Here is a 24,699-nt window from a genome sequence, read left to right as displayed (position 1 = left end):
TCTCAGCAAGATTCAGCTTGTAGAGACTCGACTAATTCGATTAATTGCGTCTCGTTGGCACTATACACTTCCTGGCAAAACTCACAGATGGCTTCCGCTTGTTTATCCTTTTCGATGATGTCTTTTAATTCATCGACCCCGAGGAATTTTAAAGCTCCTAAGGCCCGTTCAAAAGAACAATCACAATCAAAACGCAGCATCTGCACAGCCGGAAAAATTTCTAGACCCATATCTCCGAGAAGTTCCTGAAAAATATCTTCTAGTCCTTTTCCTGCCCGTAAAAGAGGCGTAAATCCCGTTAATTTTCGCAATCTCGACTCTAAACGAGCCACCAAGACCTCATCCCGGGACGCTTCTTTAGAGAGAACTTGTAATAAAATTCCCCCGGCAGCCGTTACTCCTGTGGTCGTACCGACAAAAACCCCCACTTGCAAAGCGGAGGGAATTTGTTCCGATTGGTCCAGGTAGTAGGCGATATCTTCCCCCACTTCCCCAGAAACTATCTCGACGATGCTTTCTTGAAGTTCATTTCTCTCCTCGCCTTTTTCTTCCCGCAAGACCCGCACATAACCCTTGTCACCCACGGCGCGACCCACATCTAATTTACCCTTAGCATTGGGGAGTAATTCCACCTGGGGACAGTCCACATAACCCCGCACCGTGCCATCGAGTCCGGCATCAACTAAAACACCGCCTAGGGGACCATCGCCTTTAATGCGAATATTGACCCTAGAACCGGGTTTTTTTAAACTGGAAGCCAAGAGTAAAGCCGATGCCATAGTGCGACCGAGAGCGGCGGTGGCTACGTTAGATAATTTATGTCTTTGGCGGGCTTCTTCGGTTAAACGAGTGGTAATCACTCCTACTACTCTAATTCCCCCATCGGCGGCCGTGGCGCGGATTAATTTATCTGCCATACTACTTACTGTTATCCTTGTAAAACGCTGTCCCGATTTTTAGTTATTCTTTAACTAACTTAACAAAAATTATCAGACAACAATATGTTCGGCAATTTTCAACAAAGTCAGCTGCGTATCGAAATCTCGGCCAGTGAACAGGCTATCCGGGATAGTTTGCTCAAAACTGCTCATCTCCGTCAATGGCTGTGGCCGCAAATGCTCTCGCCCAATCTACCCGATAAATTAGAGGAAGGCTTGACTTTTACCTCTTGGTTAGGTTTAATTCCCGTACAACATCAGGTTTTATTAGCTAATGACCAGTGTTTACGCTTGCTTTTGAGTCAAGGTATCGATGGCTATCACGAATGGTATTGGGGCGATAGTTGGTTACAATCACGTTTAGAAGGCATTTCCCTCCTTCCCCTCAATCTCGGTCAAACTCTCAGTTTATTAAAATTACGACTATTTTTGAGCAATCAGAACTTAGGAGGGTAAGAGCGGCGGTCTTCAGCCCGACATTGAGATAAAATCGATCTAGTTAAAAATTTAATTCCGAAACTATGTTCGACGCACTGGCCGACCGCTTAGAAGACGCCTGGAAAAAATTACGAGGTCAAGATAAAATCTCCTCGGCCAATATACAAGAAACCCTTAAAGAAGTCCGGCGGGCTTTATTAGAAGCAGATGTTAACCTACAGGTGGTCAAGGGATTTATTGCTGAGGTCGAGAAACAAGCCCTCGGCGCGGAAGTTATTTCTGGAGTCAATCCCGGCCAGCAATTTATCAAAATTGTCTATGATGAATTAGTTAAAATTATGGGGGAAAGCAACGTTCCCCTAGCCCAGGCCGATAAACCCCCCACCGTAATTTTAATGGCCGGGTTGCAAGGGACAGGAAAAACCACCGCCACCGCCAAATTAGCCCTATATCTCCGCAAACAGTCCAAAAGCTGCCTGATGGTGGCTACCGATGTTTACCGTCCAGCGGCCATTGACCAATTAATCACCCTCGGTAAACAGATAAATGTTCCCGTCTTCGAGATGGGTTCTCAGGCTAATCCCGTCGATATCGCCCGTCAAGGTGTGGAAAAAGCCAAAGAATTGGGCGTAGATACGGTTATCATCGACACCGCCGGTCGTTTGCAGATAGATACCCAGATGATGGGCGAACTAGCACAAATCAAGAAAATTGTCAAGGCCGACGACACTTTATTAGTGGTGGATGCGATGACCGGTCAAGAAGCGGCCAATCTCACCCACACTTTTCACCAACAAATCGGCATCACGGGGGCAATTCTCACCAAACTGGACGGTGATACTCGCGGTGGGGCTGCCCTATCAGTGCGGCAAATATCGGGACAACCGATTAAATTTGTTGGGGTTGGGGAAAAAGTCGAGGCTTTAGAGCCATTTTATCCCGATCGCCTTGCCAGTCGCATCCTCAATATGGGTGATGTCCTGACGCTAGTGGAAAAAGCTCAGGAACAGTTAGACCTAGAAGACGCGGCCAAAATGCAGGCCAAGATTTTAGAGGCCAAGTTTGATTTTAATGACTTCCTCAAACAGATGCGGCTGTTAAAAAATATGGGTTCCCTGGGGGGAGTCTTAAAATTAATCCCCGGTCTGGGCAAACTGAGCGGGACAGACATCGAAAAGGGCGAAAAAGAGTTAAAACGCACGGAAGCGATGATTAATTCCATGACCACGGAGGAACGCGCTAACCCCGATTTATTGGCCAAATCTCCTAATCGTCGTCGTCGCATTGCCAAAGGTTCGGGACATCCGGAAACGGAAGTTACCAAACTAATTACTAATTTCACCAGAATGCGATCGATGATGCAACAGATGGGACGGGGACAAATGCCCGCTATGCCGGGGATGCCCGGGATGGGTGGCGGAATGTTTGGGGGTGGCAATCAACCGGGGTTCCGCGGTCAAGGTGGCAGCCCGAAAAAACCGAAGAAAATCAAGAAAAAGAAAGGTTTTGGCGATTTATAGAGGCTAAAAATGTTGAAATCCAGAGCTTAAACTTAGGTTTCTACCGTCGGCTAATTTTATCTCTTTCCCCGGGACAATTTGACCGATTATCGCCCCCTCTTCCCCCACTTTCTCGAGCAATTCTCGGGCATCGTCCGGGGGCAAAGACAAAACTAACTCAAAGTCTTCACCGCCGTATAAAGCCCATTCTAGAGCTTTTTTGGCTCCTACATATTCTTTCAGGGTTGGATGCAGGGGAATCCTCTCGATTTCGGCACCAACCCCACTACAGCGACAAATTTGCATGATGGCATCTGCTAACCCGTCACTGCTATCCATGCCCGCGATGGGAAATTGCTTGACAATTTTTTGTAAATGTGGTATGCAATCAAGTCTCGGTCGCGGGCGTTGATGAGCTTGGATTAATCGCTTTTTTTGGGCGGAATTTAAATTCCTACCGGTTTCAGGGTGGAAGAGTAACTCTAATCCAGCCCGCGATAAACCGTGATAACCAGTAATAACGATACTATCGCCAACTTTTGCATTAAAACGTCTAATCTCTTCATTTTTTGCCACTTGTCCCAGGGCGGTGATGCTGATGTTAATCTCCGTGGCCCGACAGAGATCACCCCCGACGATCGCCGTCTGATATACTTGCAGACAAGAGCTAAGACCCCGATAGAGTCCTTCTAGCCAATCGATGGCTAGATCGGGAGTTAAAGCCAATCCTACCGTAATTCCCAGGGGTTCTGCCCCCATAGCCGCTAAATCGGATAAATTAGCCGCCGCCGCTCGCCAGCCCACATCTTCGGGAGAGGTGGTAAGATCGCTAAAGTGGACGTTATTAACTAAAACATCAGTGGTGACAACGAGAGAATAACCATCTTTGAGGCATAAAATCGCCCCATCATCACCGATAATCTCCGCAGGACAATATTTTTGCAGAATCGGTAGCAATCCCTGTTCACCCAAGTCTTTAACGGTTAAATTCATGATGTTTGAGAATTGAACGATGCAGCTTCTAAAAAGTCTTTAGTTAGAGCTTGCTGAATAATGGTAAAACCCTTTTAAAATAAGGCTTTTGAGTATAGGCTACATATCAGGAGAAGCACTCGTGGCGAGGGTCGTGACTCTTAAATTATTACAGATGTGTCAGCGGCTGCCTGTAAGCATCCCACTGAAAAACTAATGCGCGGGGGGTTTGGGGGCGGCGCCACGACCCCAACGGGGGGTTTGGGGGGTAGAACCCCCCAAAAGCTTGGATTGAGTGGCAAAATCGGAAGTAATACTAAATCCGTTGAGTATAGGCTACATATCAGGAGAGGCACTCATGCCAAACGGAGAATAAATAATCAGTTTTTAATAACCGGATTTAGTACGACCACCTGAAAATCGGTAAAACCCATCCCCCATCCCCCAACCCCCAACCCCCAACCCCCAACCCCCAACCCCCACCGAGAAACTTTTTGCCGCAAACCCTAGTTAAGAGAATTTGCGCTGATTTTTTCGTAGGCGCGATCGATAATTCCCCGACCGCGTAAAAAGCCGGTATTAGCTCCAGGACAAAGATAGGAGAGAGTTTCTGGGTTAAAACGGTCTAAAATGGCCTGTTGCGATCGCAATTGCCGCGGCCAGTGGAAAGTTTTCGCGGTCTGTAGGGGTTGCGGTTGACCTTGATTGTCGGGGAGAAGATGACGACCGGTAAATAAAACCCCCCCGTGACGTTGCCAGTAGAGACAGGAGGAACCGGGAGAATGGCCTGGAGTCCAAAAAGCGCTACAAGTGGGAGATAACTGGATTTGCTGCTGAAAAACGGTAATTTGACGGTGAGGAAGCAGATAAGCTTCCTGTTCCTGTAGAATAATCTCACAATTGAGCAAACTTTGCAGAAGATCGCTCTGTTTCCCCTGACCCCCGCGATGGGTAAAAAATAGGTAACGGACTCCTTTTTCTAGGAGAAAATCCCGCTCGCTCTCCTCACAGCTAGGACAATCCACCAGAATATTACCAGTATTTTCTACAATAAGATAAGAGGTTCCCCCTAGGGTTTCCCGATTAGGCGAGAAAGCGTATAAACCTTCTAGAATTAATCGAGGGGGTTTTGTGGTTTTGCTAACCTCTAAAGGAGACGATTCGGTTTCCGATCGCATGGTTTGCCTATCCAAATCACAATCAATGCGGTTTATAACTTAGCACAATCGTTGACCGGGCCGGCTGAAATTAGCCGCCTTTTACTCAAGAGAAAAGAGCCGATATGGAAATGTGGTTGTTATTAGGGATTCTGGGCGGTTTCACCTATTTTATCGTCAAGCGTAGCGTGGCCAAAATCACGACAACACCAATTTGGTTAATTTGGTTTGTCCTGATGACTCCGGCTCTAATTTGGACGGGCTGGATGTTAATCTATGGAGAGGATACCCCCATGCCGGCATTTTTGCTGATCGGCCCTTTTGTGATCTGTCCTTTTTTGTATTGGTGGTTAGTACAGAAGGGACGGGTTACTCCCCAAGAAAGTCCCCCATCACCACCGGAAACAGCGAATTTAGTCCTAGAAAATCTTGATAATCCTGCGGCTAAAAATAATTTAAAACCGATCACTGCCGAAGAGGAAAAATCCCTACGAGATTGTTTTCCTTGGGGGATTTATTATCTGCAAAATATCGATTATCGTCCCCAGGCAATTCTCTGTCGGGGCAAATTGCGAGCGGTTCCCGAAGAAGCTTATCAAGTGATTAAAAACAATGTGGAAAAGGTTTTTGGGGATCGCTTTTTATTGCTTTTCCAAGAAAGTTTTCAGGGACAACCTTTTTTCGCTCTTGTGGCTAATCCCTGGCAGCAAAAAACAGAAACTATAGAAACTGAAAAAATTACTCGCCCCTTTCTTGCCCTGGGTTTATTGTTATTAACTCTCTTAACTACCACAGTCATCGGTGCAGGATTAAGTGGCATTACCTCTCAACAATTAGAAAATAATTCTAGTTTATTATTGCAAGGTTTCCCCTACAGTTTAGGCTTAATTGCTATTTTAGGACTGCACGAATTTAGCCATTATTTGACAGCAGTTAAATATAAAATTAAAACTACCTTGCCCTATTTTATCCCCATTCCTTTCTTTCTAGGCACCTTCGGGGCTTTTATTCAAATGCGATCCCCAGTCCCCAGCCGCAAAGCTTTATTTGATGTGGCAGTGGCCGGTCCTTTGGGGGGTATAATTATCGCTATTCCTCTACTGTTTTGGGGATTGTCCCTCTCGGAAATAGTTCCCCTAACTAATCAAAGCAGTTTATTAAATTTTCAGGCCTTAAATCCGCAGTTTTCTTTGCTCTTGTCTATCGTAGCTAAACTAGCCCTCGGCAGTAATTTAATCGCAGGAAAAGCGATCAATTTACATCCTTTAGCGGTAGCTGGTTATGTGGGAATTATCGTTACAGCCCTCAATTTAATGCCCGTGGGTCAATTGGATGGTGGTCATATTGTTCACGCCATGTATGGGCAGAAAACCGCCATAATTATCGGTCAATTAACTCGATTATTCATGTTTATTTTAGCCCTAGTGCAGCCCGATTTTTTACTCTGGGCGATTATTCTTTTATTAATGCCAGTCAGCGATCAACCTGCATTAAATGATGTGACTGAATTGGATAATAAACGAGATTTATTAGGCCTATTTTCCCTGTCTTTGTTATTAAGTATTTTGCTGCCCCTTCCCGAAGCGTTGGCCCGTTGGTGGGGGATGTAAGCGACCGCATCAATCAACCTGAGTTCTGGGAAAATTATCGGTCAGTTAGGGGATAAAATCCCTATCTCCCACGTCAATGTGAGTTCGATGACCCTCACCCTCGATCACTTTAACCCACAAAGCTGAAGGCTGACAACCGCTCACCGATCACTGTTATATGGTTCTCAAGGCTAATTCTCGGAGAAAAAAGCGAGTTTCTCTGAAAGCGAAGTTAGGCAAATCTAGGTTAAAATTGCTGGCTATTCCGCTAATTTTGGCGAGTTTAGGCTGGTTATACCTCGATTTACGTCAGCAGTGGGCAAAACCGGAAGCGATTTTTGTTTTGGGAGGTCATGCCGATCGAGAACGTTTTGCGGCAAAATTAGCTAAGGAATATCCTGATCTACCGATTTGGGTGTCTTCCGGTAGTCCGCGACGATATGTGAGAAAGATTTTTAAAAAAGCGGGAATTCCCCCAGAACGTCTCCATCTCGATTACAATGCGCGAGATACTGTCACTAACTTTACTAGCCTAGCCGATCAACTGAAAGCCCAAGGTATTGATAGTGTCTATCTAGTCACTTCCGATAATCACATGAGAAGGGCGCGATTAGTGGGAGAAATTGTTTTTGGTAGTCGCGGAATTGTGATTAAACCGGTGACTGTTCCCTCCCAATCACCCCCCGAACCCCTAGAAAAGTCGCTCAGAGACGGTTTTAGGGCAATATTATGGATAATAACCGGCTCTACCGGGGAATTTTGGCTAAAATCCGCTTCTAGTCCCCCTCAGTTCCCGACCCAATCAAAATAAAATTATCTTGACAAAATTACCCACTTTATGTTAAGCAAAAATACCATCTTCGCCATCTTATTGATTTTTGTGCCGCTATCGATCGCCGGTTCGCTGTTACACTGGGGCGGAACGGTAGTTTTTATCACTGCTTGTCTAGCCATTATCCCCCTAGCGGCCTACATGGGGGAAGCCACCGAAGCGATTGCGGTGGTGGTCGGGCCAAATATTGGCGGTTTGATGAATGCCACCTTTGGCAATGCCACAGAATTAATTCTCGCCTATGTCGCTTTGCGGGAAGGTTTTATCGATGTGGTAAAAGCGACGATTACTGGCTCAATTATCGGTAATTTACTCTTAGTTATGGGATTATCGATGTTTTTAGGCGGTTTACGCTTCAAAGAACAGGAATTTCAACCAATAACTGCCCGTTTAAATGCCTCGGCCATGAATTTAGCGGTGGTGGCGATTCTTTTACCCACTGCCGTGGAATTTACCTCCACGGGAGTCGGGGAAGCAGTCCTACAGCGTCTATCCGTGGCCGTGGCAGCGGTGTTAATTTTCGTCTATGGTTTAAGTCTCTTGTTTTCCATGAAAACCCACACCTATCTCTACGATGTCGGGGTTGCTGGTATCGAGGAGGAAAGCGCCACAGAAAACCCCGAAAAGCCGAAAGTCTGGTTTTGGTCTTTGATTTTATTGGTCGTTACTATCGCCGTGGCCGTAGAATCGGAGTTATTGGTGGCATCCCTAGAGGAGGCTACGGAACAGCTAGGTTTAACGGCGCTGTTTACTGGGGTGATTCTTTTGCCTATTATCGGTAATGCGGCCGAACACGCTACGGCTGTCACCGTCGCCCTTAAGAATAAAATGGATCTATCGGTATCTGTGGCCGTCGGTTCCAGTATGCAGATCGCCCTGTTTGTGGCTCCGGTTTTGGTTATCATGGGTTATATTATCGGTCAGCCCATGGATCTAAATTTTAATCCCTTTGAGTTGGTGGCAGTGGTTGTAGCGGTGTGGTTAGCTAATTCAATTAGTGGTGATGGGCGATCGAATTGGTTAGAGGGAATGTTACTCTTAGCTACCTATGCTATCCTCGCCTTGGCTTTCTTTTTCCATCCTCTCACCGCTTAAAGTTATCCCTTGCCGATATATAGACAATGACGGACGCTTTGGCTTAAGGGAGTGGTAAAACTGGCAATTTCGAGGATTTTACCGCCAGCTTTCCCTAAATTCTTCTCTAAACTCGAACTATCCTCCGATGACCACTGACCACGATAGAGAATAGCGATTCCGGTCTTTTTCAGGAAAGGCAAAGCATAGTTAACACAGATATCCACATTAGCAACCGCTCGCAAACAGACGATATCGTAAGCACAGTTATGTTTAGGGTTTTTCCCGACGATTTCCGCCCGACCTAAACGAGTTTTCGTGTTATTTAACTCTAATTTGTCAATAACTTCTTCAAGAAAATTAATCTTTTTTTGGGTGGAATCTAAGAGAGTCACCGACCAATGGGGATAGGCGATCGCAATTGGCACCCCCGGAAACCCGGCCCCGGTCCCCAAATCGATGACTGATAGGGATTTTGTCAATATATCTGGCTGGGATTTTTGTAACCAAGCTAAACCCGATAAAGAATCCCAAAGATGTTTTTCCCAAAACTCCTCTGGTTGGGTAATTCGGGTGAGATTAAAACGTTGATTACCCTCTAAAATCAAGTCATAAAGTTGTTGAAATCGCGCTTGTATGGCCCCATCGGGTTGCCATTCTAGGGTTTCTTGCCAAAGGTCAAATAATTCGGGAAGGATCATTAATTCAGTAATCAGTAATCAGTCATCAGTAATCAGTCATCAGTCATCAGCTATGAGGGAAGTGGGGAAATTCAACTAAAACCCTAACACCCTAAAACCTCAACTATCTGTTTTTTCACTTTTTAATTCCCGCAAATGTCCTTGTTCAATTTTCCAGTGACGGTCAGCAATGGGGAGTAATTCTCCGGCATCGTGACTAACCACTAATAAAGTCCAGTGTTGTTTGAGACTAGCGAGAAGTTTAGCCAATTGACGACGCATCGACCAATCTAAACCGGCCGTAGGTTCATCGAGAAGTAACAGATTAGGCTGCCGGATTAACTGGACAGCGAGGGATAAACGACGCTGTTGACCTCCACTAAGATTGTGGGGAGAAGTATCCAGAGGCATATTTTCTAATCCTACCTCCTTTAAGGCCGCCGTTAGGCGATCGCTTTTAATCTCCGGATGACCGAGACGCAACTCCTCAAGGATGGTTTTACCGCAAAAATGACGTTCAGGAAACTGAAAAACGATTCCTCCTAATTGTTGCAGATGCAGCACCGTTAATTCTTGGTCGCGCCAGTGAATTGTCCCTCCTGTTTTATCGGCAAAGCCTGCTAGAATTTCCAAAAGAGTCGTTTTTCCGGAACCACTGGGGCCGACAATCAGACCTAATTCTTGGGGAGCTAATTCGAGATTAATCCCCTGTAAAATGGGATTGAGAGCAGCGGGAGGATGATAAACCACATCTTTGAGATAAAGCATTGAGAGGAAAATAACTGGAAATTAAGTCTAGAAACTCGGGCTCTTCGTTACTTGTTATGGTTCGATAGGGGGGCATAAATCGACTACAATTGACAAAAATCGCTAAATGCCTTTCTATATAAGGGTTCCATCCCTTATAACCCCCGTCCATTGCATAACACAAACCGAAGAGCCGAAACTCGTTTCTATGTAAATGGAGCAGGAGGACTCCCGTTAAATTTCTCCTTAATTAAAAATATACCAGAAATTAACGGGAGATGAATTGCGACCAGAATCTAAACTAACGCGACAGCGTTTCCTTATTGGGAAAGGCTTGATTCTCAAGGTATGTATGAGCTTGACATATTTAAGCGGTAAGTCTTATACTAAAAAATGACACAGACGGGTTCAGGCTGATGTTAAATGTTTTAAAAGTGAGAATATACCCAAACAAAGAACAAGAACTGGCCCTAGCTAAAAACTTGGGTTGTGTTCGTTTCGTTTGGAATTACTACTTAAATAAAACTAACAATCAGTACCTAGAGACGGGTAAAGGAATGACCTACTGTGCCATGGCAAAAGACCTCACCCAACTCAAGAAACAACCGGATTTTGAATGGTTAGCTGAGGCTACTGCCGCTACCTTGCAGCAATCATTGAAAAACTTAGAATCTGCTTTTAAGAACTTCTTCTCAAAAAAAACAAAATTTCCTAGGTTTAAAAGTAGGCACAAAAAACAATCAATCCGTTATCCTGAAAGTTGTTCAATAAGAAATAAGGGAATTAAGCTACCTAAATTAGGGGTGGTAAAAGCTAAGATTTCTCAAGTAATAAACGGCAAAATTAAATCCGTAACTGTTTCTAAAACCAGTACAGATAAATATTTTGCTGCCATCTTATTTGAAATGGATGACTCAACAACCATTGAAAAACTAAAAATATCAGGGATAGACCTAGGTTTATCTTCTTTGGTTACGGTTTTTGATGGTGAAACAACCTACAAGGTTGACCCAATCAAACCTACCAGAAAATACGCTAAACGTTTAAAGCGGAGACAACAAGCATTGTCTCGTAAAGCCAAGGGGTCTAATAATCGCAAAAAAGCCATTAAGGAGGTAGCCAAGGTTCACGAAAAGATAGCAAATACTAGACAAGATTTTCTTCATAAAATCTCCAGAAAGTTGTGCGATGAAAACCAAATCGTTGTAGCCGAGAATCTTAGTATTAAAGGGTTAGCACGGACTAAATTAGCCAAATCAATACATGACGCTGGATTTGGTATGTTGCTTAATTTCTTGGATTACAAGCTAGAAAGAGAGGGAGGAAAACTTGTAGAAGTTGACAGGTTTTATCCGAGTACAAAACTCTGTTCTTGCTGTGGATTTAAAAATGATTTGTTGACTCTTTTGTATTCGTGAATGGATTTGTCCAGAATGTAAGACTGAACACGATAGAGATGAAAACGCAGCCAAGAATTTAAGGGAAGAAGGTATGAGAATACTGTCAACAAATACCGATGGACAGTCGGAATTTCAAGCTTGTGGAGAAACTGTAAGACTCGTGGGTACTTGTACCCAAAAGCGGGTTTGGGGTGAATCAAGAATCCCCCGTCCCAGCGTCAGCTTGACGGCGGGAGTGTCAATGTGACAGATTTTTTCATTCGCTCAAGGAGACTTTTGACCATGGTGCTGAGGTTAGGTTTAACGAAAAGAATGGCGATCGGTGCTTCGCTGACTGTTATGGTAATGGTTAACTGGATTGGTCCTGGGTTAGCTGGAGATCCTTTCCGCAAAACCAATCCCCGACCGATTGGCGATAAGACCGAGGCCGCTTTTAACGCTATTTTTAAAGAAGGTAACTATCTAGAGGCCAAAAAATTAATTGTTGAGGCCACAGAAAAGGAACCCCAAGAACCTTTGTCCCATGCTATGCGCGCCTCTCTTGCTTTTACCGACCAGGATTGGAACACCCTAAAAACCTACTCCGAGAAAACTAAGGAAGCGGCCAAGCAAATGCAGGCCAGCGACCCCTTAAGGGGAAATTTGTATCTAGCGGTGGGGAGTTTTTTGGAGGGAACCTACGTTTTTCAAACCGAAGGAGCAGTATCGGCTATCCCCAGATTACAACAGGTGTTTCAGTATTTGGAAACCGCAGAAAAGGTTAATCCTACGGATCCAGAATTGAATCTGTTAAAGGGTTATATGGATTTGATTTTAGCGGTTAATCTACCCTTTTCTAGTCCCCAAGAGGCAATTCAACGGCTAGAAACCTACGGAAGTCCTGATTACTTGGTCGATCGAGGTATAGCTCTAGCTTACCGGGATTTAAAGCAGTACGATCAGGCTTTGCAGTTTATCGATAACGCTCTGAAAGCGACCCCCGATAATCCAGAATTAATGTATCTGAAAGGTCAAATCCTGAGAATTCAAGGCAATACGGATAAAAATACTGGCTCTTTGAAATTAGCCTTAGATTACTTTAATAATGCCCTGAAAAAACAGGAACAACTCCCCGAATCGGTCAAAAAACAGTTAAATCGCGAACACCGTAAGGTACAGGAGGAGATTAAATCCCTAGAAAGCACCGCTAATCCTTAAAAAAAAGCCTAAAAATAGTCAATATTTGGTTTTTTTATCAGTTATCAGCTTCTGAAGGCAAAAGGCAAGAGGCAAAAGGCAAATTTGGCCAAAACAGAAAATCTCCTCTTATGGTATATAAAGTAAAGGATTATTAAGCTTCGCGGAAGTTTATTAATTAAAGTTAAAAATATGTTGACAAAAAAATTGGCTTGTGGTAGGGAGCAGAATTTAGCCGCACCTCCTAGCTGATTTCTTGTCAAGGGTTCACCTAAGTGTAATTGGAGATTTCATGACGGCAACGACGGATAAATTGTATGGGGAGTTGATCACCTCGATCGAGCCAGACTTTAAACTGAAAGATATTATTAAAAGCATTCCCAAAGAATATTTCCAGAAAGACCAGGTTAAAGCTTGGTTTGGAGTGATTACGAATATTTTGGCGGTCATGTCCGGTTATGCAATGCTAGTTTATTCTCCCTGGTATTTACTGCCTTTAGCTTGGATTTTCACTGGTACAGCTTTAACGGGATTCTTTGTGATCGCGCATGATTGCGGTCATCGGTCTTTTGCTAATCGACGCTGGGTTAATGATCTTGTCGGTCATATTTTCCTCTTACCGCTTATCTATCCCTTCCACTGCTGGCGTTTCCTGCACGATCGCCATCATACTAAAACTAACATGGTAACTATAGATAATGCTTGGGATCCGTGGGAATTAGAAGCTTTTAACTCAGCTAATCCCCTAGTGCGTCTCTTTTATCGCGGCATTCGCGGACGTTTCTGGTGGCTTGGTTCGATCGCCCACTGGGCTATTCTACACTTCAACATCGAACAATTCAAGGAGAACGAACGGGAAAAAGCGCGCTTTTCGATGATTGTCGTCCTAGTTTTTGCCGCTATTTTTTTCCCAACCCTCATTTTCTACACTGGTGTCTGGGGATTGGTTAAATTTTGGGTGGTACCTTGGTTTGTCTATCATTTTTGGATGAGTACCTTTACCCTTGTCCATCACACGGACCCGGATATTCAATTTTCCTATCCCGAAGACTGGAATCAAGCTTTAGCGCAACTAGAAGGGACAGTTCACTGTAGCTATCCCCGTTGGGTAGAAATTCTCTGTCACGATATTAATGTCCATATCCCCCATCATATCTCGACGGCGATTCCTTCCTATAACCTCCGCAAAGTTCACGCTAGTCTCAAAGAAAATTGGGGTAGTCACCTGAAAGAAACCGAGTTTTCTTGGGCATTAATGCAGCGAATCGTTGATTATTGCCATATTTTCGACTCCGAAACCGCCTACAAAACCTTTAAGGAAAGCCGCGGTTAAATCAGTTATCAGTTATCAGTGGGTAAGTTATCAGCTATCAGATTTGAGTTTGAAGTGACAGTATTAAATAGGGTCTGGTGAAAAAGTTTTTCTTGGGGGTAGGGTGTGGGGTGTGGGGTGTAGGGTTTGACCGATTTTCATCTGCTCAATTACCTAATTTTCAGGGAAAAAGTCCCGGAATTTTCCCCCTGATCACGCCCAGTCCGGTACTTTTTGATTGACAAAAAGTCTAAAAGTCTTACCCAACAAGGTTTTTAGATTTATTCAGCAGACCCTAAATAGAAGTTTCCTACTGTCTTTTCACTGTTTACTGATTACTGTTTAGTGATCACTGAAAAAAGATTACCAGGAACCGCGTTTACCATTGGGCATAACTGTGAACCAATTGGTTTTTGCCAGGGCGATTTGTTCTTGAGTTACTTGGGCATCAGAGAGATTAGCCCCGCAAAGATTAGCATCTTTGAGATTAGCGTAGCGAAGATGGGTGCCGGTGAGATTAGCCCCGCGTAAATCGGCCTTTTCTAGGTCTGCATAACCGAGATAGGCATTATTTAAATTGGTACTTTTGAGAATAGCTTGACTGAGATTAGCCCGGCCCAGATCCGCATTGGACAGATCTGCCCCTTGTAAATTAGCTCCTGTTAATTTGGATTGACAGAAATTTACCCCCAAAAGTTTGGCTTTGGCCAGATTGAGATTTGGTAATTCCTCTTGGGCGAAATTGCGCCGGCCGTTATTGTAAGCATCGAGAATCGCTTTTTCATCTAAGCGGGGTTTTTTCTTCAGTAAGGTTAGCTCTGTGCTGCTGCGGGCTTTACTTTTATTCAATACATTTGTATTAAACATTGAAAAAGCCATCTGTCCCCCCAGCATATTATCTGGAGAGGCCTCTGGATTTTTATTTTTGGGACGAAATTTAGACTTGAGAGGGCCAGAAACGGAGGAAGTGGCTATCGAACCTGAATCTTGTCGGGGGGGCTGGGAAGTAACCATTGGAGCGGCGATTAAACTTTGGGCTAGACTGTCGGCATAAGCCGTCATGTCTAAAGCATCCATTACCTCTTGAGCGGATTTGTAGCGATGACGGACAGAGACTTCCAGCATTGTTTTCAGGACTTTAGCAAACGGGGGACTCACCTTGACTAATTTTTCCCAGAGTAATTCACCTGTATTAACATCAACTTCGATCGTTTTAGGAGATTTGCCCGTGAGTAGATAGAGACAGGTAGCTCCCACCGCGTAGATATCACTAGCGTAAACGGGACGCATGGCCATCTGTTCGGGGGGGGCAAAACCTTGGGTACCCACGGCAAAATTAGTGAAAGCGGTTTGAGAATCGGCATTGGCCATGACGGGATTAACTTGATTTTTGACGGCCCCGAAGTCAATCAGAATCAATTTTCGGTCTGTTCGCCGACGAATTAGGTTAGCGGGTTTGATATCCCGATGAATTACCTTTTGCTCGTGGACATATTGCAAAACCGGCAAGAGTTCACTTAAAAACTGTTTGACTCCCGCTTCGCTAAACGGCCCGCGTTTTTTGACCTCTTGGTGCAGGTTATGACCTTTAAGGTATTCTTGAACTAGATAAAACTGTTGATTATCTTCAAAATAGTCCAATAATCGGGGAATCTGCGGATGAACTCCCAGTTTTGCCAAGGTTTCCGCTTCTCGCTTAAAAAGTTCCCTCGCCATGCGAAAAACACTAGCCTCTTTAGAGGGAGGTTGCAGTTGTTTGACCACACAGAGGGGCTTATCTGGTAGGGACAGATCCGATGAAACAAAAGTTGTCCCAAACCCTCCTTTCCCCAAAATGCCTAGAGTTTGATAGCGGTCGTGCAGAAGAAGTTTTGAACCGCAACTCTCGCAGATTAACGCTGTCGGGGCGTTTTTCGGTTGAGTACAGTTGGGATTAAGGCAGTAGGTCATCTAGATTCACCAATTGACCGATACTTTTTTACTAACACACCCTAACAATGCACTTTAAGAGATTGTCCTCAAGAGGGGGTATCTCCCAAAGTCTAAAGCCAGAGGCCTCAGACAATCAAAGCGCGTGTAACGCCTTTTTTGTGTCATTGCTTAGTCAAGACAGGGGGCCACTTATCAAGATAGCGGTTGCCCCCTAACGAGGATTTTCACCTAAACTCTCCCAGTCTATCACAGATTTTAACATTGGCTACTTGTGCCAATTGTCAACTAATGTTAGCTTTTCTTGATAATTCATCACCCCCCATCAATTTTTCACTTTCATCAAAGCGGCCCGGGCCTGTTCGCGGTCATCGAAATGGATTTTTTCCGTCCCCAAAATTTGATAATCTTCGTGACCTTTACCCGCAATAATTACCCCGTCTCCCGGTTGCGCTGCTTGAATAGCCGTGTCAATGGCCAAAGCGCGATCACTAATTACCTGAACAGTAATTTCTGAGGGAATGCCAGCGACGATATCCTGAAGGATTCGTTCGGGAGCCTCTGTGCGGGGATTATCGGAGGTAACTATGGCTAAATCTGCTAATTCTGCGGCTATTTTACCCATTAACGGCCGTTTTGTCCGATCGCGATCGCCGCCACAACCAAAAACACAAATCATCCGACCAGAAATAAAGGGCCGGGAAGCTTTTAAAACATTCTCTAAACTGTCGGGAGTATGGGCATAATCGACAATGACGCTGATATCTTGGTCGGGAGCGGTGCTAACCCGTTCCATCCGCCCCGGTACTCCTGAAAACTGGGGAATTTGACTGATTACTTTCCCTAAATCTACACCACATTCTAACACTGCCGCCACCGCCGCCAAGAGGTTAGCCAGATTATATTGACCCACCAGAGGAGAAGCAAAGGCTATTTCCCCTTGGGGAGTCACCATCACCCCTTCAACTCCCGTGGGTTGATATTGTAAATCCTTAGTATAAAAATCGGCACTAGCATCGGACACACTATAGGTTAAAACCTGTTGGGGAGACAGGGAGGCCGCTAAACGTTGACCATAGGCATCATCAAGGTTAATAATCGCCTTCCCTTGCAGATAATCGGGACTAAATAATTTAGCTTTAGCGGCAAAATAATCTTCCATATCGAGGTGATAATCGAGATGGTCTCTGGTGAGATTGGTAAACACCGTCACGGGAAAAGTACAACCCTGTACCCGTCCCTGGGCCAGTGCATGGGAACTAACTTCCATGACGGCGATTTCATTGCCGGCGCTCACCGCTTTGGCTAAACTAGCTTGTAACTCGTTAGCGAAAGGGGTGGTATGATTAGCGGTTTCTTGGAATCCTTGCCAACGGGTGTAAAGAGTACCGAATAAAGCGGTGGGAATCTTTGCTTGGCTGAGAAAATATTCAATTAAATGGGTGGTGGTGGTTTTGCCGTTAGTTCCCGTCACACCGATTAATTTTAGGGTTTGGGCAGGATAATGATAGAATTTAGCAGCGATCGCAGCGGCGGCAGTAACTAAATCTGCCACAACCATTACCGAAGCATCCTCCGGGGGGGGAAATTTAGCGGCGGCTGCCGGAGAAATAATCGCCGCTACAGCCCCGGTTTCCAAAGCAGAACGCCAAAATTCGCCCCCATCGACGCGACTACCGGGTAAACCGATAAATAAATCTCCGGGTTGACAAGCATGGGAGTTGGTGGAAATTCCCGTAATCTCGGTAATAGAAGCGATAGGAGAAGAAATCGGGGAAACCAGAGTGATATTCGTCAAAAGTTCTTGTAGTTTCATAGTCAGGATTGAATCTAGGGATTGCTGCTTTTAGATTAGCCGATTATCAAAGAGGTTCCTCGTCCGAAATGGGAAGTGGGGGTGTGGGGTAGTGGGGTAGTGGGGTAGTGGGGTAGTGGGGAAGCTGTCTCATCACCCTATCACCCTATCACCCTATCTCCTGCCTTTTGCCCCCTGCCCCTGCCCCCTGATATCTGCGATAAGCTGAAAAAAACAAGGCTATAGCTTGTCAACTATTGACGATTTTCTGCTGACTATTTTCGGGATATTTATATGCAATTCGTCGATTTTCTGGCTCTCATTCATCCTGTCCTAGCAATAGTGGTCGTTTTCCCTATTATCGGCCTCGTAGTCAACTTTGCTTGGCAAACCCGTCAACGTCGCCTAGAAACCGCTGCAGGAAATAAAAGTAAAATTCCCCCAGTGGTTGGACCCGAACATCTACGCTTAGGCCGCTGGTTAACGGGTACAGTGGTAGGGGTTAACCTTTTAGCACTAGCTTACTCGGTCGTTTACGGTTTTAATGGTTTTGTCGATAAACAAAAAGCGGGAAAATTAGACCCCTTTCTGGTCATTTTTGTGATTTTGATGTTTTTTGTCACCATTGCCTCTTTGGTCTGTCTCTACCGCGCTAGACAAGCCCTCTGGCGCGGAATTTTTGCCACCTTGACTGGCATGGGTTTAATTATTATCGGTGCTCAGGATGGAGTCTGGCGACTCTCGGCCCAATGGTACTGGTCTCACTACTATATCGGCATGGCGGCATCATTACTGATGATTTTCTCTCTGGCAATTGTCGAAGATATCTATAAAGACCGTTCCCATCGTTGGCGCATTGCCCATACAATTCTCAATTGTATTGCTCTGGCTCTCTTTCTAGGACAAGCGATGACCGGTTCGAGGGATTTGCTGGAAATTCCCCTCAGTTGGCAAAAACCGGCAATTTATCGCTGTGATTTCACCAATAAAACCTGTCCTGAACCGAAATCCCAAACCCCCCTCATCAACCCGATAAGTTAAAAAAAGGATGGACTGAATCTACCCCTTCTCTATTCAAGTTTTTCAGGGACTGGGAGAGGGTGAAGCAGTCGGGAAATTAATCACACTCAGATTTACCTGCATCGGTGTTGGTGGGTTCCTCGCACCAATTGGCAATCTTACCGAGTTCGGGAAATTTGGGTTTCAGGTCTTGGATTAATTCAGTCCATTCTACCCCTTTGGTCTGGGTCACAGCTACAGCAACGCTACTTGAGGGACAGCCTGGAATTGGGCCCCATTTTTTACCCCAGGCAGCACCGATAAAAGTACCATCATCGGTTTTACCGAGGGAATAGTCAGGAGCAAAGATAAACGCTTGTAGTTTTTGGTTTCCTGTCAGACAAATGGAACCTGATCCATTGGCATAAATTTGTAGATTGCCCGATTTACAGCCAGTCGTAGTACCACAATCGTGTTCGATGGCACCTTTAATATTACCTTTAACATAAAAAACTACCCGGTTCCCCGGAGTAATGGTAATCTTATCGCTACCACTCAAGTTGATATTATCAACGATATACTCGTACACCTTTACGCTTTCACCGTTAATCGTGCGGGTAGTGGCTGTGTCTCCTGTTCTGGGAAAAGTTTCAGAAGTGGTAAGTGCCAGATTTTTCTGAACAGGGGGAATACTGTCGGGAATCGGCGGTAAATTGGGGAAAAACACACCGACAAATTGTGCTGTGTAGTCGCTGGTGGGCTTTTTAATCTTAGTTTGGTTAATATTACATCCTGGACTCGCCACTTTCTCCACTACATCCCCGTCAAATGTAGCACCATCGTCCACCGTTCCGTCACTTATCCATAAAGCTGGGACCGTGGTGCGGTTAAATGCGAGGGGAGGGGAATCAAGAATAGGGATAGTTACCACCACGCGGTTACGGGAGGCGGCATTGTCGTCACTATCTATATCGGGAAGAGTCTTAGTTAGGTCTTTTGCGGCACTGGTGCGGGAAAGTCCTTCGAGGGTGAGAACTCCCCTGCCAGTCCCAATACTATAATCGTATCCAACCACGCGATAATAACGATTATTACCGAGCTCAAACCATTTATTTTCGCTCAAACCTCTTAATTCATTGATTTTTGCCGTCAAGGTAGCAGCATCGTTGGGATTACTACAGGAGGGGGCGGCGGCGACTAATTTTTTCAAATGTCTTTGTAAATCGGTACTGGGATCAGTAACCACTTCGGCCTTCTCCCAACAATTGTCACCAGTGTCACCAGAAGTACATTTACTACCAACCGTCGCCATAACTCGAACACTATTGAGTAGATCCTGCACGCGAGCCAGCCCCACTTCGGAACTTCTGAAAGCATCAGCCCGGGCATTTTGGGCAATTACTTTCGATTGGTCTCCTTGGGCGCGCATCATCATAGTCATTCCTGTCACCATCAGGATAAGTCCAATTAACATGGCAAGAGGCAAGGCAAACCCTTTTTCCTTATTAGCCATCAGGTGAAGATATAAACGATTGTTCATAAGCCAGTCCATCTAAGAATGGTTACTCTTACTATAATACTGTCAAGTTTTGGTTAAGTGACAACTGTGATAATACAGGAATAGCTATGTGAGTAAAATCACAGACAAAAGCCAGTTGATACGATAAGCAGCCAGTAATTTTTCGATAAGTATTTTCGATTTTTGACTGAACTAAGGGGCTGTTTTTCGATTCAGAATTGCCCGACAAATCAAGCCTATCCCCCGAAAAAAGCTGATAATTAATAACCAAAGGGATTGTAATTCTCCCGCCGTATTTTTCAGAACCCAGCGCTGGGGACGACAGAATAGAAAAGTAATTAGTTTTCTCTGGTCTGATAGGGTAAGTTGCTGGAATTTAAGGGTTGCTTGCCAGATTTTTCCTCGTTTTTCTAGATTGACTAGATGAGACGATAGGCGCAAATCTTCGCCTAAAATATCTAGGAGTAATTTTTCTGAGTAGATGGGTTCCCTCAGGTGAATTTCTGCCCCTATTTCCGAAAGTTTTTTCAGATTGCCCTGTATGATTATATCCGATTCTGTTATCAAGTGAACCGGATATTCCAGCAATTGGTATTGAGTTTCTATGGTGAGGGGAGCTTCCAATAAAGCCACTAAAGCAGTCATGATAATAACCACGTTATATATAGCCAAAATCAAGCCAAAATTTAGGGGACTTTCTTGATAATTATGATGGCGTAAATTAAAGAAAATACTAATTAAAGTAATAGTGAGAAAAAACAGCAATGGGTAGGATAAACGCCAATTATATTGATAATTTTGGCGAGCAATTCCCTTCGGTGTCACCTGAAATCCTTTGTCAAAGGGTTTCCAAAGAACATGGAGAACTGTTAGGGATGTAGGTACACAAATAATCATCGATAGTACCTCAGAAAAAACAATCGAGCGCGAGCGAGAATTTAACCAGTGATAAGTGGCTAACTGCAGCATCATGTAGGGTAAAAAGATATAGATTGTCTCATCGATGGTAACGTTCAAAGGTACTATATATCCAAAGGTATAAAGGAGAGGAATAAGTAGAGAAAATAAACGAGCTAAGGGAGAAAACCAAGATAATATTCCTTCCAGATGAGCTAATCTTTGGGGGAGAGTTAATCCCGCAATTTTTAGGGGATTAGCTTTGATAAAAAATGCCTGTAACGTTCCTCTTGCCCAGCGCAATCTTTGCCGTAAATAAGCTGATAAACTTTCGGCAGATAAACCAGCGCTGAGTTTTTCATTTAAGTAAATAACTTCATAACCTTTCGCAGAGATAGCAATCCCAGTAAAATAGTCTTCACTAATAGATTCTGTATTAAAGTATTCCACTTCCTCTAATGCTTTTCTTCTGACAATAAAAGAAGTGCCAGCACAGACAGGACTACCCACCCCATCTTTAGCTGGTTGGATATGACGATAAAATAATTCTTCGTCGGGAGTAACGATATTTTCTAAACCTAAGTTATGGGCAATAGGATCGGCATTATAAAAGCTTTGGGGAGTTTGCACTAAGGCAATTTTCGGGTTTTGAAACCAGCCAACAGTTCTTTCTAGAAAGTTACTACAAGGGATAAAATCTGCATCAAAAACTACCACTAATTCCCCTTGGGTTTGTCTGAGAGCATGGTTTAAATTACCTGCTTTAGCGTTTTTTCTATCCTCACGAGTCAGATAATGACAATTTAATTTTTCTGCCAATTGATTAATTTCTGATCTCTGGGTATCATCGAGAATATAAATATTTTTATGAGGATAATTAAGGGCTTGACAACCGATAATAGTTCTTGTTAAAATGAAGGCTGGCTCATTATAGGTAGGAATCAGGATATCTACCGTGGGCAAATACTGTTTATTGATCACCCCTTGGCTATAAAAATCAGCTTCTTTGCGTCTATCTTTCGTGGTTAAGACTAAAACTAACTGAATCATGCTACTACTTAAAACTATCATCTCAATGCCTAAAAGTAGTAAACTAAAAAAGCCATTGAGAGGGGTGGAAAGATTTAAGGTGGCCAGAATTCTCCAAACTAGATAGCGCAGGGTGATAGCTAGAGTGATAGAAATAATGACTAATCTTGACCAAACTTGCGGACGCGGAGACAAGAAAATGATTAACTGCGTAAAAATTAGCAGGATAACCGTGGGTAATAATAATTGATAGCTATGAGCAACCGTGGGAACTTTGATCCAAGCAAAGGGGTTAAAAAAATCTTCTACTAAGCCAAGGAGTAATCGATAAATATTGTGTTCTGGCCAAGATAATGATAAACTGACCATCATTAGCCCGCCGATCACTGCTAACATAATTAAGATAACTGATATTATCGCTAAAATCGACTTGAATACGGAGGAATACACTGGTTTTTGAGGGAACGGAAAAATCGACTCTTTGTTAGACATAAATCCCCTTCTGAGCAAATAAATCTAACTACATTTTACAATTCTTAACAAAAACCTGGGCATTGGGCAGCTTTCTCATACTTGGGAATGATACTAAATCGTTTTATGGGAAACCCTTGGAACGCATTTGCGGAGGTTCTACCTTGTAACGAGACAAATCGAACTTTAAAAACCCAGTTATGGATTGTTGCTCCTTACACCCTACCCCCCACACCCTGTCTCACTTTCAATCTGCTTGTCACCCCGTCAGGAACATAGTATACTTTGGTTAACCGTGAGGAAAAATTAATCTATGATAGCCGTCAAAATCGCCGTTGTTAGCGCTCTCGTTTTAGTTGTGGTCAAATTCGTCGCTTCTGTTCTAGGCAAAGGCAATATACCCCTACTTAATCAGGCTGTCACTATGATTTTAAGCCTTTTTATCGGTTTTGAGTTGATTCAACTAGGACAAGCGGTGATTGAAAAGATTAATTAAGGGTAATCGGCTCTCTTGGATGGTGTGTGATCAACAGGATTGATCGTCGAGATTGCCAGTATAGACTAGATGCTGCCGTCAACCTTTGGTCAAGCTGTTGCGATACAATTCAGCAAAGACAAGAGAGCCTGTTTACAGAACCGTTTGATCGCTCTAGGTGGTGTACTCGGCGTTAATTTTGACGTAATCGTAACTAAGATCGCAACCCCAAGCCGTACCCGTTCCCGAACCGTTACCGATACAGATAGACATTAAAACGGTATCTTCTTGTAAATAAGCCCCCGTTGCTGCCGCTTTCAGGTAATTACTGGCACTAGCTCGATCGAACGCCAGAGGTTGGCCATTTTCCATCATCACGAAGTCGCCTAACTTAATTTGCAGGTCTTCTTGATGGAAGACGACCCCGGCCCGGCCTGCGGCCGCCGCAATTCGTCCCCAGTTGGGATCTCGACCGAAAACCGCCGATTTTACCAAGGAAGAACCCGCAATGGTGCGAGCGATCTGACGAGCGGACTGCTCATCGGCCGCCCCCGAAACCCGCACTTCCATTAAACAGGTTGCCCCTTCCCCATCCCGGGCGATCGCTTTCGCCAAATATTGACAAACTTCCGTTAACATGGCCTCTAACTTTTGGGCATCCCGGCCCATTTCTGTGATGGCTGTGGTGCGCGATTGACCGTTAGCCAAGGCGATCAGACTGTCATTGGTACTGGTGTCCCCATCTACCGTGATCTGATTAAAACTTTTATTGGCCGCCCGACTTAACATATTTTGCCAGAGAACCGTCGATACTGCGGCATCACAGGTAATAAAGGAGAGCATCGTCGCCATATTCGGGTGAATCATCCCCGATCCCTTGGCAATTCCCCCAATTGTGACCGGACGACCCTCGATAGTGGTTTGCAAGGCGATCGATTTGGGGACTAGATCCGTGGTCATAATCGCCCGGGCCGTGCTTTCGCCACCATTTTCCGACAATAAACCCACTAAGGTCGGTAAAGCGGCGGTTAACGCATCCATGCGAATCCGTTGCCCGATGACTCCCGTAGAAGCCAGCAAAATTGCATCGGCGGGAATCCCTAAAACTTGGCTCAAGGCAGCGGCACTATCGAGAGCATCTTGCCACCCGGCTTCCCCCGTGGCGGCGTTTGCTTGGCCGGCATTACACAAAATCGCCCTGGCGCTGGCTTTAGTTTGTAGGCGTTGACGGCAATAATCGACGCAAGCGGCGCGCACTTGACTGGTGGTAAAAACTCCAGCGGCGATCGCTTCTGTTTCCGAGACAATTAGGGCTAAATCGGGCAAACCGGACGGTTTTAGCCCCGCGGCCATCCCTGCGGATTTAAATCCTTTTGGGGCGGTGATCCCCCCCTCTATTTCCTGCCAATCGGCCATTTTCTCCCGTCTCCTACTCAAATTCGACACTCGATTTTGACACTCTCGCCGTCACAGCCTAGCTTGACGGAAGATTCTTGCTTCTACTCCTCTTAACTAGACACAATCCGAAGACTATGCCCCCGTCAGACCGAATCCACAAGAGTTTTAGTTTAACGTCTACCGACTGCCCGGACGTAGCTGAATTTTATTTGTGGGCAGAATTGACCTTAGCTGTTAAGCTTCTATGCTGCTTGACCCGTCACCATTACATTTTCAAGGGCAATATTTGTTCCGAGGTACAAAGGAGCGAGAGGTTTCCGTGATACTTTACGCGCTTTACCGCTTTCTGTATTCTAGCGAAATCCCTCGAAAG

The 24,699-nt window shown here is 44.6% G+C and carries 21 protein-coding genes; 11 read left to right on the top strand and 10 right to left on the bottom strand.

Going from position 1 to position 24,699, the window contains the following annotated elements; translation table 11 throughout:
* Nucleotides 1–2: 2 nt before the first annotated feature.
* Nucleotides 3–917: an Hsp33 family molecular chaperone HslO gene (gene hslO, locus BGL89_RS03920; protein ID WP_286824540.1), complete on the bottom strand. Its 915-nt coding sequence runs from the start codon at nucleotides 915–917 to the stop codon at nucleotides 3–5.
* An 84-nt stretch (nucleotides 918–1,001) separates the two neighbouring features.
* Between hslO and BGL89_RS03915 the strand changes: the two genes are divergently transcribed.
* Both BGL89_RS03915 and ffh read left to right on the top strand, forming a co-directional pair.
* Nucleotides 1,002–1,394: a hypothetical protein gene (locus BGL89_RS03915; RefSeq protein WP_286824539.1), complete on the top strand. Its 393-nt coding sequence runs from the start codon at nucleotides 1,002–1,004 to the stop codon at nucleotides 1,392–1,394.
* Nucleotides 1,395–1,459: 65 nt separating this feature from the next.
* Nucleotides 1,460–2,896 (top strand): signal recognition particle protein, encoded by a 1,437-nt coding sequence (gene ffh, locus BGL89_RS03910; protein WP_286824538.1) that lies wholly within the window; start codon nucleotides 1,460–1,462, stop codon nucleotides 2,894–2,896.
* Nucleotides 2,897–2,899: 3 nt separating this feature from the next.
* Here ffh and thiL read toward each other — a convergent pair whose 3' ends face one another.
* Nucleotides 2,900–3,868: a thiamine-phosphate kinase gene (thiL, locus tag BGL89_RS03905; protein WP_286824537.1), complete on the bottom strand. Its 969-nt coding sequence runs from the start codon at nucleotides 3,866–3,868 to the stop codon at nucleotides 2,900–2,902.
* 485 nt (nucleotides 3,869–4,353) lie between these two features.
* The gene (locus BGL89_RS03900) at nucleotides 4,354–5,025 is read right to left on the bottom strand and encodes an MBL fold metallo-hydrolase (RefSeq protein ID WP_286824551.1); all 672 of its coding nucleotides are present in this window, start codon (nucleotides 5,023–5,025) and stop codon (nucleotides 4,354–4,356) included.
* Nucleotides 5,026–5,129: 104 nt separating this feature from the next.
* Between BGL89_RS03900 and BGL89_RS03895 the strand changes: the two genes are divergently transcribed.
* The 3 genes from BGL89_RS03895 to cax all read left to right on the top strand — a co-directional run bounded on the left by BGL89_RS03895 (nucleotide 5,130) and on the right by cax (nucleotide 8,520).
* Nucleotides 5,130–6,614 (top strand): site-2 protease family protein, encoded by a 1,485-nt coding sequence (locus BGL89_RS03895; protein WP_286824536.1) that lies wholly within the window; start codon nucleotides 5,130–5,132, stop codon nucleotides 6,612–6,614.
* A 157-nt stretch (nucleotides 6,615–6,771) separates the two neighbouring features.
* On the top strand, nucleotides 6,772–7,404 hold the full coding sequence (locus BGL89_RS03890; protein ID WP_286824535.1) for a YdcF family protein: 633 nt from the start codon (nucleotides 6,772–6,774) through the stop codon (nucleotides 7,402–7,404).
* Between the two features lie 27 nt (nucleotides 7,405–7,431).
* A complete protein-coding gene (cax, locus tag BGL89_RS03885; protein ID WP_286824534.1) occupies nucleotides 7,432–8,520 on the top strand; it encodes a calcium/proton exchanger in 1,089 nt (362 codons plus the stop codon).
* A gap of 2 nt (nucleotides 8,521–8,522) precedes the next feature.
* On the opposite strand, the gene rsmG is transcribed toward cax, so the two are convergent.
* Complete coding sequence (rsmG, locus tag BGL89_RS03880) at nucleotides 8,523–9,200, bottom strand: 16S rRNA (guanine(527)-N(7))-methyltransferase RsmG (protein ID WP_286824533.1); 678 nt, start codon at nucleotides 9,198–9,200, stop codon at nucleotides 8,523–8,525.
* A 99-nt stretch (nucleotides 9,201–9,299) separates the two neighbouring features.
* A complete protein-coding gene (locus BGL89_RS03875) occupies nucleotides 9,300–9,947 on the bottom strand; it encodes an ABC transporter ATP-binding protein (RefSeq protein ID WP_286824532.1) in 648 nt (215 codons plus the stop codon).
* A gap of 395 nt (nucleotides 9,948–10,342) precedes the next feature.
* Here BGL89_RS03875 and BGL89_RS03870 point away from each other — a divergent pair, with 395 nt between their 5' ends.
* The 4 genes from BGL89_RS03870 to BGL89_RS03855 all read left to right on the top strand — a co-directional run bounded on the left by BGL89_RS03870 (nucleotide 10,343) and on the right by BGL89_RS03855 (nucleotide 13,835).
* Nucleotides 10,343–11,344 (top strand): RNA-guided endonuclease InsQ/TnpB family protein, encoded by a 1,002-nt coding sequence (locus BGL89_RS03870; protein ID WP_286824531.1) that lies wholly within the window; start codon nucleotides 10,343–10,345, stop codon nucleotides 11,342–11,344.
* Between the two features lie 73 nt (nucleotides 11,345–11,417).
* Nucleotides 11,418–11,573 carry a hypothetical protein gene (locus BGL89_RS03865; protein WP_286824530.1) on the top strand — a complete coding sequence of 52 codons (156 nt, stop codon included), beginning with the start codon at nucleotides 11,418–11,420 and terminating at the stop codon, nucleotides 11,571–11,573.
* A 35-nt stretch (nucleotides 11,574–11,608) separates the two neighbouring features.
* Nucleotides 11,609–12,523 carry a Sll0314/Alr1548 family TPR repeat-containing protein gene (locus BGL89_RS03860; RefSeq protein WP_286824529.1) on the top strand — a complete coding sequence of 305 codons (915 nt, stop codon included), beginning with the start codon at nucleotides 11,609–11,611 and terminating at the stop codon, nucleotides 12,521–12,523.
* Nucleotides 12,524–12,794: 271 nt separating this feature from the next.
* On the top strand, nucleotides 12,795–13,835 hold the full coding sequence (locus BGL89_RS03855) for a fatty acid desaturase (protein WP_286824528.1): 1,041 nt from the start codon (nucleotides 12,795–12,797) through the stop codon (nucleotides 13,833–13,835).
* Between the two features lie 342 nt (nucleotides 13,836–14,177).
* Here BGL89_RS03855 and BGL89_RS03850 read toward each other — a convergent pair whose 3' ends face one another.
* Nucleotides 14,178–15,764, bottom strand: a complete 1,587-nt coding sequence (locus BGL89_RS03850; RefSeq protein WP_286824527.1) for a serine/threonine-protein kinase — start codon at nucleotides 15,762–15,764, stop codon at nucleotides 14,178–14,180.
* A 304-nt stretch (nucleotides 15,765–16,068) separates the two neighbouring features.
* Complete coding sequence (locus tag BGL89_RS03845) at nucleotides 16,069–17,559, bottom strand: UDP-N-acetylmuramoyl-L-alanyl-D-glutamate--2,6-diaminopimelate ligase (RefSeq protein ID WP_286824526.1); 1,491 nt, start codon at nucleotides 17,557–17,559, stop codon at nucleotides 16,069–16,071.
* 273 nt (nucleotides 17,560–17,832) lie between these two features.
* On the opposite strand from BGL89_RS03845, the gene BGL89_RS03840 reads away from it, so the two are divergent.
* Nucleotides 17,833–18,579, top strand: coding sequence for a DUF4079 domain-containing protein (locus BGL89_RS03840; RefSeq protein WP_286824525.1), 747 nt, complete (start codon nucleotides 17,833–17,835; stop codon nucleotides 18,577–18,579).
* Nucleotides 18,580–18,655: 76 nt separating this feature from the next.
* On the opposite strand, the gene BGL89_RS03835 is transcribed toward BGL89_RS03840, so the two are convergent.
* The gene (locus BGL89_RS03835) at nucleotides 18,656–20,077 is read right to left on the bottom strand and encodes a DUF7305 domain-containing protein (protein ID WP_286824524.1); all 1,422 of its coding nucleotides are present in this window, start codon (nucleotides 20,075–20,077) and stop codon (nucleotides 18,656–18,658) included.
* A 171-nt stretch (nucleotides 20,078–20,248) separates the two neighbouring features.
* Nucleotides 20,249–22,474 (bottom strand): glycosyltransferase family 2 protein, encoded by a 2,226-nt coding sequence (locus tag BGL89_RS03830; protein ID WP_353743908.1) that lies wholly within the window; start codon nucleotides 22,472–22,474, stop codon nucleotides 20,249–20,251.
* Nucleotides 22,475–22,766: 292 nt separating this feature from the next.
* Here BGL89_RS03830 and BGL89_RS03825 point away from each other — a divergent pair, with 292 nt between their 5' ends.
* Complete coding sequence (locus tag BGL89_RS03825) at nucleotides 22,767–22,949, top strand: hypothetical protein (protein ID WP_286824522.1); 183 nt, start codon at nucleotides 22,767–22,769, stop codon at nucleotides 22,947–22,949.
* A gap of 153 nt (nucleotides 22,950–23,102) precedes the next feature.
* On the opposite strand, the gene argJ is transcribed toward BGL89_RS03825, so the two are convergent.
* Nucleotides 23,103–24,344 carry a bifunctional ornithine acetyltransferase/N-acetylglutamate synthase gene (gene argJ / locus BGL89_RS03820; RefSeq protein WP_286824521.1) on the bottom strand — a complete coding sequence of 414 codons (1,242 nt, stop codon included), beginning with the start codon at nucleotides 24,342–24,344 and terminating at the stop codon, nucleotides 23,103–23,105.
* Nucleotides 24,345–24,699: the final 355 nt, after the last annotated feature.

The organism is Microcystis sp. LSC13-02, assembly GCA_002282935.1.
Taxonomy (GTDB): domain Bacteria; phylum Cyanobacteriota; class Cyanobacteriia; order Cyanobacteriales; family Microcystaceae; genus Microcystis.
This window is presented reverse-complemented; position numbering and strand designations above follow the sequence as displayed.

What these genes read in the sequence shown, in the direction of transcription:
- hslO (WP_286824540.1), bottom strand. Translation starts at nt 917, where the DNA reads ATGGCAGATAAATTAATCCGCGCCACGGCCGCCGATGGGGGAATTAGA.
- BGL89_RS03915 (WP_286824539.1), top strand. Translation starts at nt 1,002, where the DNA reads ATGTTCGGCAATTTTCAACAAAGTCAGCTGCGTATCGAAATCTCGGCC.
- ffh (WP_286824538.1), top strand. Translation starts at nt 1,460, where the DNA reads ATGTTCGACGCACTGGCCGACCGCTTAGAAGACGCCTGGAAAAAATTA.
- thiL (WP_286824537.1), bottom strand. Translation starts at nt 3,868, where the DNA reads ATGAATTTAACCGTTAAAGACTTGGGTGAACAGGGATTGCTACCGATT.
- BGL89_RS03900 (WP_286824551.1), bottom strand. Translation starts at nt 5,025, where the DNA reads ATGCGATCGGAAACCGAATCGTCTCCTTTAGAGGTTAGCAAAACCACA.
- BGL89_RS03895 (WP_286824536.1), top strand. Translation starts at nt 5,130, where the DNA reads ATGGAAATGTGGTTGTTATTAGGGATTCTGGGCGGTTTCACCTATTTT.
- BGL89_RS03890 (WP_286824535.1), top strand. Translation starts at nt 6,772, where the DNA reads ATGGTTCTCAAGGCTAATTCTCGGAGAAAAAAGCGAGTTTCTCTGAAA.
- cax (WP_286824534.1), top strand. Translation starts at nt 7,432, where the DNA reads ATGTTAAGCAAAAATACCATCTTCGCCATCTTATTGATTTTTGTGCCG.
- rsmG (WP_286824533.1), bottom strand. Translation starts at nt 9,200, where the DNA reads ATGATCCTTCCCGAATTATTTGACCTTTGGCAAGAAACCCTAGAATGG.
- BGL89_RS03875 (WP_286824532.1), bottom strand. Translation starts at nt 9,947, where the DNA reads ATGCTTTATCTCAAAGATGTGGTTTATCATCCTCCCGCTGCTCTCAAT.
- BGL89_RS03870 (WP_286824531.1), top strand. Translation starts at nt 10,343, where the DNA reads ATGTTAAATGTTTTAAAAGTGAGAATATACCCAAACAAAGAACAAGAA.
- BGL89_RS03865 (WP_286824530.1), top strand. Translation starts at nt 11,418, where the DNA reads ATGAGAATACTGTCAACAAATACCGATGGACAGTCGGAATTTCAAGCT.
- BGL89_RS03860 (WP_286824529.1), top strand. Translation starts at nt 11,609, where the DNA reads ATGGTGCTGAGGTTAGGTTTAACGAAAAGAATGGCGATCGGTGCTTCG.
- BGL89_RS03855 (WP_286824528.1), top strand. Translation starts at nt 12,795, where the DNA reads ATGACGGCAACGACGGATAAATTGTATGGGGAGTTGATCACCTCGATC.
- BGL89_RS03850 (WP_286824527.1), bottom strand. Translation starts at nt 15,764, where the DNA reads ATGACCTACTGCCTTAATCCCAACTGTACTCAACCGAAAAACGCCCCG.
- BGL89_RS03845 (WP_286824526.1), bottom strand. Translation starts at nt 17,559, where the DNA reads ATGAAACTACAAGAACTTTTGACGAATATCACTCTGGTTTCCCCGATT.
- BGL89_RS03840 (WP_286824525.1), top strand. Translation starts at nt 17,833, where the DNA reads ATGCAATTCGTCGATTTTCTGGCTCTCATTCATCCTGTCCTAGCAATA.
- BGL89_RS03835 (WP_286824524.1), bottom strand. Translation starts at nt 20,077, where the DNA reads ATGAACAATCGTTTATATCTTCACCTGATGGCTAATAAGGAAAAAGGG.
- BGL89_RS03830 (WP_353743908.1), bottom strand. Translation starts at nt 22,474, where the DNA reads ATGTCTAACAAAGAGTCGATTTTTCCGTTCCCTCAAAAACCAGTGTAT.
- BGL89_RS03825 (WP_286824522.1), top strand. Translation starts at nt 22,767, where the DNA reads ATGATAGCCGTCAAAATCGCCGTTGTTAGCGCTCTCGTTTTAGTTGTG.
- argJ (WP_286824521.1), bottom strand. Translation starts at nt 24,344, where the DNA reads ATGGCCGATTGGCAGGAAATAGAGGGGGGGATCACCGCCCCAAAAGGA.